We start from the raw sequence: 12,899 nt of genomic DNA, 5'->3' as shown, positions 1-12,899 counted from the left end.
GTGTGTATAAGATGAATTTTCTTATTATTGATTTTGAATCCTCTAATTCTAACCCTGTAAGTGAATGGTATAAAGATCACAATTGCTATTTAATTACCTCTATCGAATCATTAAGGCTAATGAGCAATGAAGTGATTTCATCGTTTAAGAAAGTTGTTGGTATTGAAAGTTTACATCCAGATAATGATGACCTTATTTTTTATCATGCAGAAAAGTTGAGAAAAGAAACGGTCTTTGATTACGTTATAGGGGTCAGAGAGTTTGACTTATTACCCGCTGCTTACATAAGAGATAAATGGGGTCTGCCAGGTGCAAGTGTCGAGGCAATAGAAGCATATAGAGACAAAGGTGTGATGAAAAAGATTTTGGAAAGAAATAATGTTTCCATCCCTAAGTTTTCATTGATAAAAAATGCTCTAGATGTTATCAAATTCATTGAGGAGCATGATTATCCCGTCATACTCAAACCACGAACTTCTAAACGTGCACGAGGCATTTCAATACTGAAAAATGACAATGATCTCCATAATTCTTTATATATTGGATTAAAGAAAAATTCCGAAGAGATAATTAATATGATAGTCGAGGAATTTGTTGATAGCCCAATGTATCATGTTGATGGAGTTGTCTTAAATAATCAGATAAGATTTATTTGGCCTTCATTATATGTGTCAAATTGCATGGACTTTCAGGATGGAAACTATATTTCAAGTTGTTTGTTATTACCTGAGGATAAACTGTTTGATAGAATAATAAAATATGTAAGAAAATGTATTGGGGCACTTCCTTCACCTGTGAATTTTGCTTTTCATGCAGAAGTTTTCCTATGTTCTGACGGAAGTTTTAAATTATGCGAAATCGCTGCTCGTGCAGGCGGTGGGCCAGTAATGACTGCGATAGAAAATATATTTGGCATCAACCCACAAGAGATTGCATTTAATGCTTACATTGGTAATGTGTCAAATGAACAGCTTGACTCTATCAATATTAGGCCAAGCTCAATTTGCGGATGGATAATTATACCAAATAAATTAACCAACTCTTATATTTATAATATTCCTGAATCTTGCCCTTTCCCTCAAGTTACAAGCTATAAAACTTTTGCTAGGGATGGAGATTATTTTTCTGACGAGCGCCAAGTTATAGCTGAAATCACTATAACTTCATCAACTTCGAATGAAGTTAAAAACCTCATCGCCGAGATTATGGAATGGTTCTATAGCCAAATTAATTTTAAAACAGTTAATTAAGTTGACCTGAGGTTTGTTTAAGAAGGGAACTAAGAGCCTATCCCAATAGGCATAATTGTAAAGTGCGGTCAAAAGCTAATGCTTTTGTCTGAGCACTGCCCAAGTTCGCTCTTTATGGCAAAGAAGGGCAAATAAAATAGTCCTATTAGGATAGGCAGTAAGTGCCTGAGGCTTGATCAAAGTTTCTGCTCAAGAAAACAGAATCGTAGAAATCCTCAGGCATGTATAATCTAGAAGAACTTTACTGCAACATCGATGATTTTTGCCAACAATTTACCGAAAAAGCCGAGCCTGAATTTACGCAATACTAAAATTGCTGCTGTTAAACAAATTTCCCCTTACCAATCGTGACATCGGTCCACGCCGTTGCGATAGCCACTTTCGCCTGACTGTCCAAACCCGCAATAAAACCATTATCACCCACTGCCGGAGCAAAGCCACTCATTGCCTGGATCAGGGAATCCACGGCATTATCTGACAGTGCCGTAAATTCACGTTCGCCTGATGCCTCCTCATCGCTCATCCAAGCCACCAATTTGGCGCGATTGCCATTAAAGTAATCATTAAAGGTAACCGAACCTACCGATTCAAATTTCCCCTGAGCGGTGGTGTCCTGAGTATGGCGATTCACTGACAGCACCAGATCATACCCGCTACGCTGAAACCACAGGTTTCGCCAGTCAACACCGTTAAACAAGATCATATCTTCTGCGTTAATATCGCTCACTCGGTTATCAATCACTTCTTCGCTGACCACAAAGCTATCCACACCTGCACCGCCCCGGAAATTGTTCTGATACCCGCCTAACACCAGCAGATCCTGACCTTCACCGCCATCAAACTGGCTGAACTTCGAAATAGCGGCGGCTATCAGATGATCATCACCTTCGCCACCCTTAATCACCGCATGGTAGCCCATCAGCTTAATCGCATCATTGCCGGAGTAACCATCAATCCGGTTGTCATTACCAAATACTCTGGCAAAATCGTCGCCTCCTCCCAGTTCGGCCTGATTATTATTGCCGATGATCACCGTATAATCCTGACCTTCCCCAGTATCCACCCGGTTATAGTTGCCGGAGGTGACAACGTAATCCTGCCCGTTACCCGCATCAATAAAACCGCCTTCACCAAAGACAAATGTCTGGTCATTGCCTTCCCCCATAAAGACATGGTTAATCCGCCCGGCCACCACTGCGGTATCATCCCCCTTACCGCCAAACATCCAGTTTTCACGCCCCATCAGGACGCCCAAGTCATTGCCTTCACCACCTGAAAAAATATTGGAGGTACCTAGCGAGTAATAGACATCACTACCACGACCACCCCAGAAATTATTGTTATCGCCCAGATAGGCACCAAGATCTTTACCGTCACCGCCCCAGTTGAAGTTATAGTTCCCCAACGATACGTGGATATCGCCATCCCCTTGCAGATGACCGCTGCTACGCAGGAAATCAAACGTTTTTTCTTCCATATTAAGCAGATCTGTCGTCAGGTTTTCTTTCAGGTTAACCACTAACGATTTCATCTCTCGCTGCTTCTCTTCGCTGAACATCGTCGCAAACAGATTAGGTAAGTTAAGCGCATTAAAACCAAATGCAGGTTTGGGTTTATTATTGGTCTGAGCATTTTCTCCATTGATACTCACCGAAGATCCTGATTCCTGACGCTCATTGGGCGCTTTCTCTTTCAAACCATGGCTCTCCGCAAATGACCTGACACCCTCCTCGCCCATATCAATACCCGCCTCCAGGCTATCAAGTAACTTTTCTGGATTGGTGAAAGTTTGCAGTTGATCACCACTAAATTCCCCTATCACTTCCAACATCTCTTGCAGAATTGCCTCACCATCAACCGATTCACCTGTATAGGAAATAATTTTCCCCTCTGCGGTGTAGTTCACGCCAAAAATATCCGCTAAGGTGGTGTCTGCATTTATACTCGCTAATCGGCCAATCAGTTTATTCTTGAGCTGACGCGGCAAGTCCTGTGGATTATAGGTAAAGGTGGTCTTCGCCATGCCCGTGGCTGAATATTGTTGCGTCATCAGACCAAACAATGAACCCAGATTGGTATCCAAAATCGACTGAATATGGTCACCGAACATCAGGTTCCAGTTACCGGTTGTCACCTGAATATCAGCGCCACGCCCGCCAACAGCAAAGTTGAAAGCCAGTTTCCGATTGGCCTGACGAAACTGATCCATGCGACTTATTTTGCCCATATCAGCACCCTCACCATGTTCCCCTAGCCACTGATTAAACTTCTTGTTCAGAGTTAATTCGGCATCGTATTTCAAACCACGGCTGCTACGTTCATGTTGCGAATCCAGATCAGTCAATGTGTTGTAGTCCACATTGCTGGTTTGGTCCAAACCTGACATATCCTCCACAAATCTCTTCGCACCAGCGATGGTCCACTGTTGATCTTGCGCCACCAACCAATCTTGATCCGCACTGGAACCGGCAATCCCTTGCAGTACGTGAGCAATACGCGCAGCACCATCAAACGGATTAACCAACGGCGGCGTTGGAATGTATTTATCCACCATCACAATCAGGTCATTACTACGGCCCTGATTAAAACTGACATTACGATTACCGATAAACATTTGCGCCCCTTCAAGCGCCTGGTAGCCTGCAATATCGAAGCTCTGTTTACTGTCACCATTACCGATGTGTACCATCACATTGTTATCACCGAAGGCCAGTGATTTAAAACCACCGCTACCCACTTTGATACCAACGTTCGAGGTTCCCCAATTGAGTGCGGTAAACTCCCCATCTCCCACATTCACTTGGATATTACCGGAGTAACTGAGCTGATTATTCGCTTTCTCATTGGCATCAATTTGAATCGTATTTTTACGTTTGTTTGGTTTAACAAATTGTTCAACGTTACCCGCGATCGCTCCTTTAATAACGGTATCAGCTTCGGTATGTCCTACCCTGGAGAAGTTAATATCACTTTCGGCAATACCACGGCGAACTAGCTCGGTATGCGTGATCAACTCATTTTGGTTATTCCAACTCAATACGATTTTATTATCAGACAAATTGTTAACCCATTGGTTATTTTGATCACGGGTAAATTTGCGTCCACTGGCATCAACAGCCACTTCACTACTGCGAGCGGAAACATCACTGCGAATGCCTTGCTTATCTAACACAGTAATAAAACGACGAGCAAAGCCATCCCGTTTGTCATCACTTATCAAAGAACAGCCCACAATACTGATGTGATCAGGTTTGTGAGTTATGCTTTTACCCTGATTAACGTCCTGATAAAACCGCGTTAATCTGGTCGCCAATTCATCAGCGGTGTAACCACTCAGACGAATGTTATTTTGTTCCGACGTCTCACGGCCATGACCGACAATCTGCCAACGTAACTTACCGGATAATCTGGCAAGATCGCCATAAACCACACGATATTTACCACTAGAGTCAAGTTGAACCACTACGCTAGAATCTGAATGTTTACCCGCCAGATTGGCCGCGGCTTTAGCGACAATCGGATCATCCTCCATTTGGATAATCATCTGACCATCAAAGCGAGTTTCACGGCCATCAGCTTGTGGCATCACCGTCTCTATTTGCCAGTCACCGAGTGGCCTGCTCATTTTCTGATCCTGATGAGGATCGCCGATGATAGTAGGATCTGGCCTCTTATTCTTACCCGATAACCCATCTAACTCTTCCACCGCAGGGCGACTTTGTGGCTTCACCCTGGCATGTTTTTGATAGAATTCCCCAGTTTCTTGGAACGCGTTATCCAGCGCCTGACTTATCCACACTTTGCCTTCTTCACCGGCAATATCCACCAGCTCCCTATAATTGGTAGTGTAGCTATTTAGCAACTGCTTGCGTTGTTCATCACCGGTTACCTGTAGTGCCTGATAAACCGCCAGACTTTCGTTGACAGAATGACCACCATCAAATACCAGAAACGCCAGCGTGTTGAGATAGCTCTGTCTGGCCGAGAAAGTAGGCTGTTCACTAGCAATATAGTTATTGAGGTGAACCATGATATTGGTCGAGCCAGAAGCCCCCGTTACCACAGAGTGGCCTTGCGCTAACGCATTATGCTCAAATCTCGTTTCCTGTCCGGGGACCAAAATTCGACCCGCAGCAACCTTTCTGCCATATAAAAAGTCATCATACTTGTTATTGGCAGGCTGGTAGGGCAACGCCGTACCATAATCTTTGGTCTGCTTTTCGGTTACTTCAACTTCATACGTGATATCAGCCCCGCTAGTCAGTTGACTACTGGTCGAACGGGCCTTGGTGATAACCTCCTCATAGAAGCGATCCCCTTTCACCTTCCACTCCGCACGCTCCATCCCCATTCCTGGGGTAATGGCCATTTTTACTGCCAGAAATGGTACCTTAATCACAGCAAAACCATCATTAACCTGAGTCATCATGGTTTTGAAATTGGCAAAAGTCGGTTTGTCCAGGAACGTTGTCAATTCAGGCACTCGACTAAACCAGGGACGAAAGTCCTTATTAATGGCCCTGGCAAAACCGGCCATCTTTTTAGCAATAATCTTTTCACGCTCGGCGACATCAGGATAAAAACCCCCTATCCACTGTTCAAATTTCTCTACCAAAAATTGTCCTGTCTGCCTGGAAGTGGTCATGGCATCCTGTGGCGCTGTTTTCACCAATTCATGGGCCAATTCAGAATCAAAATGGCGGCTAAACAGGTTATCAATATATTGTCCAGTCGCCTTTTCCTTACGGGCATCAGCCAGTAACTGCTGAGCTAGCATGTGTAATTCAGGATGTGCCTGCAACTGGGCAACCGCATCCTCAAATAGCTTAATGGTTTCCCGTCGTGTTACCTGTCCGCTAAGCCAAAGGTTTTTGGCTCGTTCAACTAACGGCATACCTTCGGGAATCGCTTCTTGTTGCAATCGGCTAACGAAAACGATGAAGCTTTCACTTTCAGTTTTAGGCGCTTCCCGTTCCGCCGCAGAGTTAATCTGGGTCAATGGCTTGATTTGTAAATCAGTAAGACGATTAATTTCGCTTTGAGCGATATCACCTTTCAAACCTACCACCCGCCCGAAGCCATCAAAGGATACCTGTTGGTCAAACCGTGCAACATGGTCAGGCGATAAGCTAACGCCTAAAATCCCGGCTGATTCAGCTCTTTTTGCTTGAAGGTAGGCAACCAATTCTCCCATCTCAAAACGCAGGCTTTTGACTAATCGGCCACGCTTGGCAAATTCATTGGGATTACGCTGTTGCCAATGAGCAAGCGCTTGCTCAAGCTGCAACACATGCTGCTCATCAGGTTGTTCAACCGCATTGTTGAAAGCCTGACGCATGGCCGCCAGCGCCTTACTGGGCCGATCGGTATTTATCTGACCAAGATATCTTTTCGTCGAATCAATAAACCGTTTGTCACCCTGACTCAGCAAGAAAGGCTCAAACTCTCTCAGGATGGAAGAATGAGATTTAAGGCTATCTCCACCAGCCGTTTGCCCCAATCCTTGCAAATTGATACCCGAAATGACAGGTGCTTTTTTGGTTAACTTTCCAGGTTGATTCGAGATAGGTTCCACAACCCTATCGGATGACGTTCCGGTAAACAGGGAAATGATCGAAGCACCAACATTTTCTGCGCGAATACTCCTGTTGATCTGTAGCCGATTAATCGCCTGTTGCGCACTACTCAATGCCGCCAAATCTGTAGCTGTTAGCGTTAGATCTTCACTGTTCCAGCCATTAGCTTCCGTTTTAGATTCAGGATTGATATGACTTTTCGGTTTCACTACGTCGATTGGTATATACGCTTTTCCAGACAAGCCACTGCCGGTCGCTCCGCTACGATCGGGTTTTGCATCACCAGCCTGTTTCGCACCTTTTGCATCAGCCTGTACCTGAGCGGCTTTATTTTTCGCTACCGAACTATCATGTTCACCGCGTTGTTTCGCTTCTTCATACACGGCATAGGCATCACTTTCCGCTTTTACTGCCCGCAGATGTTGTAAATCTGCTTCTTTCTGTCTTGATTTCGCGCTTGTACGCGCATCTTCAATATTGTCGTCTGCGTTCTTGATATTCTGATAACCTTGCTTTAAACCTGCTTCTGATTTGCCAATTGCATTTTTTACTTGTTGTTGGTTATCAATAAGGCTCGGCTGTAAACCCGCTAATTTTTTCTGTGAAATAAATTTAGTGTCATCTAATTTCTCCTGAGTACGGTCCAAATATCCCGCAGCAAACCGGTCACGCCACTCATCACCCGATTGACCAGCGTAATTCCCATAGCCATTAAGCGCATCCAGACGTTGAGTCATGGAGAACAGTTCCTTCATTACTGCTCGCTCTTCTCCACTTATTGCATCACGCTGTACTTGTCCATTGGTCTTCAGCGCATTTTGATCCGTTGATTCCAATTGGAATTGTGATTTTGAAATTATTTTCAGTTGATCATCCCGCTCTTGTTCCAGAATACGGCGATTTTCCTCTGCTTTCTCTTTATCACTTAACGCATTTTGCGCAGCTCCGTCCTGTTTTGCATGTTTAATAACAGCGTCAGCTTGTGATGATGATTCACTCTGAGTCGAATCAACCTTGTCTCCAATATGCAAGGCATTCTGGATAGCCTCAGTATCAGGAGTCTCCACCTGTGTTACCGTGCCACTTAATTTATCACGCAGATCCGAACCAACTTTATCAATGGCATTCATCTGGAAACCATCAATAGCAGAAACTTCGGTTAAACTAATCGCCCCTCGGCCCTTAAGGGTTCCAGAAGTATTCTCCTCATTACCGTGAATCAGATAGTTAATCGCGTAGCTACCTTCCACATTTAACACAGTCTGTTTAATATTTTTAAACAGTAAGGGGAGGTTATTACTTTGCGTGTCGCTTTCTGCAATAGAAAGCGTGTAGAAATCACCATTACCCACCTTAATCGCCACATTATTACGTGCATAAGAAGCGTTAATCCCCAAGCCATCACCAACATGAATATTGGCATTGCCTTTACCTTTCATGATCGCAACATTGAGACCATGCCCGACTTTAGTATTAACGTTATATTCACCCCACACGGTGTTAACGGAAACACCATCCCCCACGTTGGTATTGACATTAAAATCGCCATGCGTCGCGGTGACACTTAAACCATTCCCCACCGTAGTCGTGATATTGGCTCTGCCTTTTGCCACAGTAACCTGCATACCGTCACCCACTTTAGTGACAATATTTCCTTTACTCCACAAGGCATTAAAGCTGTCACCGTTACCGACCTGAGTCACAATGTTGGCATCAGCTTTGGCAAGCACGACATTGCGCCCATCACCGACCTTGGTAATCACATTAGATTTGCCCCAAGCGCCGGTATAATCATCACCTTGCCCCACATGGGTAATGATATTGGCATCACCTTGAACAACCGTGATTTCCTGCGCATTACCCACTTTGGTAATGATATTCGCTTTACCTTTCGCGAAGTTATAACGGTTGCCATCACCAACCTGAGTCAGGATATTAGCATCCCCCCAAACAGCATTAACGCCGATACCACTCCCCACTTTGGTAATGATATTGGCTTTCCCTTTGGCGAACCCCACCGTCACGCCATGGCCAACATGGGTCATGATGTTACCCACATCGGAAATAAGTAAACCGACTGTTGTCCCGTCCCCTACCTTCGTTAGAATATTGCCCTTACCGAATAACACGGCAGCAGTAGTTGATGATCCCTTATGAGTGATGACATTCGCCTCCGCCGCCGCAACCACCCCCATAAAATCATCACCCACTTTGGTGACAATATTTGCCTCTCCTAACGCTAAAACCCCCGTTAAGCCATTGCCGGAATGCGTCATGATATTGGCTCGACCAAACATTGCCGCCAATGTTGTACCATCACCAACCCTGGTCATTACATTCAGCTCGCCGGCAAACAAGCCAATACTGGTGCCATTACCTACATGCGAATAGATATTGGCCTCACCAATCATCAAACCGAGCGCCAAATCATTGCCCGCTTTCGTCAGAATATTGCCCTGCCCGATCATCGCGGCAAAGGTTGAGCCATGACCAATATGGGTCATCACATTAGCCTCACCGATCATGGCTGCCAGCGTCATGCCGTTACCCACTTTGGTGGCGATATTGCCTTTCGCCAACATCAAGGCAACACTCATTTCATCACCAATGTGAGTAAACACATTGCCGGCAGCGATCATCAATGCCAGCGCCTTACCATCCCCCACTCTGGTAAAAACATTCCCCAAGCCTCCCATCAACCCCCATGCATCACCGCGACCAACATAGGTAAAGATATTGCCCTCGCCAATCATGGCCGCAATCGCAGTTCCATTACCCACTTTGGTAAAGACATTGCCTGCGGCTCCCATAACGCCCAGAGTCTGATTGCCACCGACATGAGTCAGCACATTGCCTATGCCAAGCATGATACCCGTGGTGTCACCGTTTTCGATTTTGGTCAAGATATTAGCGCCACCTAACATCACCCCCGTCATATTTCCATTGCCAATGTGAGTAAACACATTGGCGCCACCACCCATCAGCGCAATAGCACTTCCTCTGCCCTTTTTCGTCAGAATATTGGCGCCGCCTAATGCAACCGCCGTAGTGCCTGATATTTCATCATCGTTGAGATGCGTGATAATGTTCGCGCCACCAAGCATACCGGCAACCAAATCACCGGCACCAAGCTTAGTCAGCACATTAGCGCCACCCACCAGTACCGAGGAAACCTTCCCTTTACCTGTTTGGGTCATCACATTAAAACCGCCGGCACCTAACCAATTAGCGTTAGCATTACCTATTTGGCTATGGGTGTTGTACCCCCCAAACATGATAACTCGGCTATCGCCATTACCTTGATGAATCGAAATATTACCCATTGCCAAAAGATGAGCCAGATACCGCCCATCACCGATTCGAACCAATACGTTTGCCGCACCGCCAGCGTAAACATCCATTTCTCCACGCTGGCTTTGATGAACCAATACGTTTGCCAGACCTGCGCCCCGGAATGTCAGATTGCCCTGTTCCCCACGTTTCACAATCACATTGGCAGCACCAGCGCCTTCAAAATTGACATTGCCGCGTGTGACGCTGGAAGTAATGACATTACCGCCCCCCATGCCCTTGAAATTAATGTCACCGGCGCTGTCACCCATATCGGCGGATAATTTCACCAACTCCTGATGACTGTACTCTTCGGTATGTGCTAAGTGCTCAGAAACACGGCATACTGAATTCACTTTATATTGCAGATTAGTTAGCAAATATCCGCCTATATCCATTGAGCGATAACCATTTTTGAATGAAAAATCTTCATCAGCCAGATTACCGGTATGATCACCCGCTTTGTACCACGCACTGGCATAATATTGCAGCGCGCCGGTTTCAGGATTATTCGCCAATTCAACCATCACCACTTTGGTATATGACTCAACATACTTGGCATAAATATAAGTGTTCGGTTGACTGTTCGATTTCACCGCTGAAACATCTAATATCAAACCACCAGAATGGATTGCATGCCCATGCATCTTGGCATCAATTAACGTGATATCTCCTGCTCGGGCATTGGTTCCACCGGCATAAGTCACCCACTGGTTCTCCTGCAAATCTTCTTCAACAGTATGTTGAATAATAACGGGGTGATGATGCTCGAAGATTAAATTAGAGAGACGGTAACCATTATTGAAGCCTATATCAGTAAATCCATTGCTTGAAGAGATATTCTCCGTAGCAAGATTCTTAAGATGATTTCCCTGTTTGTACCAAGAAGTGGCGTAATAATTGAGCTTACCGGTTTCAGGATCATTTCGGAGTTGGACTTTACTAATCTTAGTGTACATTTCATCGGCAAATGCAAAGAGATAAGTGTTAGGCTCGATAATTGATTTAATACCTGTTACTTGTTTGGATTGCTGAATCCAACTTCCTCCCATTGTCGCTGTCGTTAACACAATCTCTTCGGCTTTAGCATATTCCAGAGTACCATCACGAGAACCGCTATCTGCGCCGATTCTTGATATTTCATTGTAAGCACCGGCACCATCGAAAGTAATATCACCATGTGCGACATCAGAATAGATCCGGTTATAACCCCCTGCCCCTTCAAATTCGATATTACCGTGCGTCTGTCCATATTGATCTTGACTTTGGTGCAAACGCTCAATACGGTTTGATGCCCCGGCGCCATGCAAAATAATATTGCCTTCTTTACCTTTACGTATAATGTGGTTATCAGCTCCGGCACCTGTGAAATTAATATTGCCACTTTCAACCCACGAACTGATACTATTCGCTGCTCCCCCACCGTCAAATTTCACATCACCGTGGCTTTTCTCATAGTGATCATACCAAATACGGTCAATTTTATTACCGGCACCAGCGCCGGCAAAATTTAAATTACCTTGATTCGTTTCATGCCATAATTCGTTATAACCACCAACACCGTTAAAAGTCACATTACCGGATTGTCCTTTGCGATTCAGGCCATTATAAGCCGCTGCTCCTGAGAAATTGAGATCACCGTGGTCACCCCGATGATCCATAAAAACACCCCCTGCCGCACCAGTAAATGAAATATTACCATTACCACTTTTATCAATACCCGAATAACCCGCAGCGCCATGTACAGCCAGATTACCTTCCTTATCCACTACTTTTAAATATCCGGCGCTACCATCGACTACCTTGTTGCCAGAATCGGCATAAACTGTTGCTCCAATTGACCCGAGGATAATACGATCATCTCCTCCTTTGGCATAAATAACCCCTCCGACACCAATGGCAACAATATTATTGCCATCATCATCATCGTAATATTTTCCAGTAAAGAAATATTCTGTACTGCGGTTTGATGATTTTCCCATAAACAATCCCTTAATTTAAACTGAGGTTAAATAGAAAACCACTGCATCTGGCAGATACAGCAGCGGTTTTGAGAATCTAGTTTTCCATGGACAGAGCAAACCCACCGTTCTTCCCACGGTAAAAAAATATAATGACAGCCATCACCCAGGCATTATTTATATAATTATGTCTAATTAGGTAGATTATTCTAACTCTATTGAGTTATTACCCCATTGATTGTTTTTTTCTAATCAACGAAATAATGAGAAAAAACGCCTTTGTTATAACTGATATCAGAAGTGATTTGTTCGAATTTTTTAGACATATTTCTTCCTCAACAAGAAATTTACTCAAAAAGATTATAAAATATATAGTGAAGCAAAAACCCTAAGCTCAGAGACATAATGGACTTATATATCTAAAAATACGGTTAAATGAATAATCAGAATAAAATAATATAGAGCAAAAACTCAAAATCAATATTAATGCATAAGAAAGTCTGTTTACCCCCCATATATTGCCCTATATCCCTACATTGATATTAACAATGCAAATAAAATAGTGAAAAACAAGATTAAACTACAGGCTAATTTATTGTTTTTATTGGAATAATTAAAAAAATTTTCATAAATAAAATTACTAAGGTTAAATTATTAACATTGTTGCATCAGAAATGCAGGAAAATTTAACTTATTTCTTTTCAAGAAAATATCGATAGTAAAAAACAACAGTTCACTCCCATTACTCTGATCTAAATAAATACGACCAATAAATACAATAT

At 43.9% G+C, this 12,899-nt stretch carries 2 protein-coding genes; one reads left to right on the top strand and one right to left on the bottom strand.

Annotated elements, in window-relative coordinates; translation table 11 throughout:
• Positions 1 to 11: 11 nt before the first annotated feature.
• Positions 12 to 1,250, top strand: a complete 1,239-nt coding sequence (locus LGZ98_RS17930) for an ATP-grasp domain-containing protein (protein WP_113041730.1) — start codon at positions 12 to 14, stop codon at positions 1,248 to 1,250.
• Positions 1,251 to 1,572: 322 nt separating this feature from the next.
• Here the strand turns inward: LGZ98_RS17930 and rtxA are convergent, their stop codons facing one another.
• Positions 1,573 to 12,138, bottom strand: coding sequence for an MARTX multifunctional-autoprocessing repeats-in-toxin holotoxin RtxA (rtxA, locus tag LGZ98_RS17925; protein WP_262978357.1), 10,566 nt, complete (start codon positions 12,136 to 12,138; stop codon positions 1,573 to 1,575).
• Between the last annotated feature and the right edge of the window lie 761 nt (positions 12,139 to 12,899).

Source organism: Photorhabdus kayaii (assembly GCF_025384895.1).
GTDB classification, from domain to species: domain Bacteria; phylum Pseudomonadota; class Gammaproteobacteria; order Enterobacterales; family Enterobacteriaceae; genus Photorhabdus; species Photorhabdus kayaii.
This window is presented reverse-complemented; position numbering and strand designations above follow the sequence as displayed.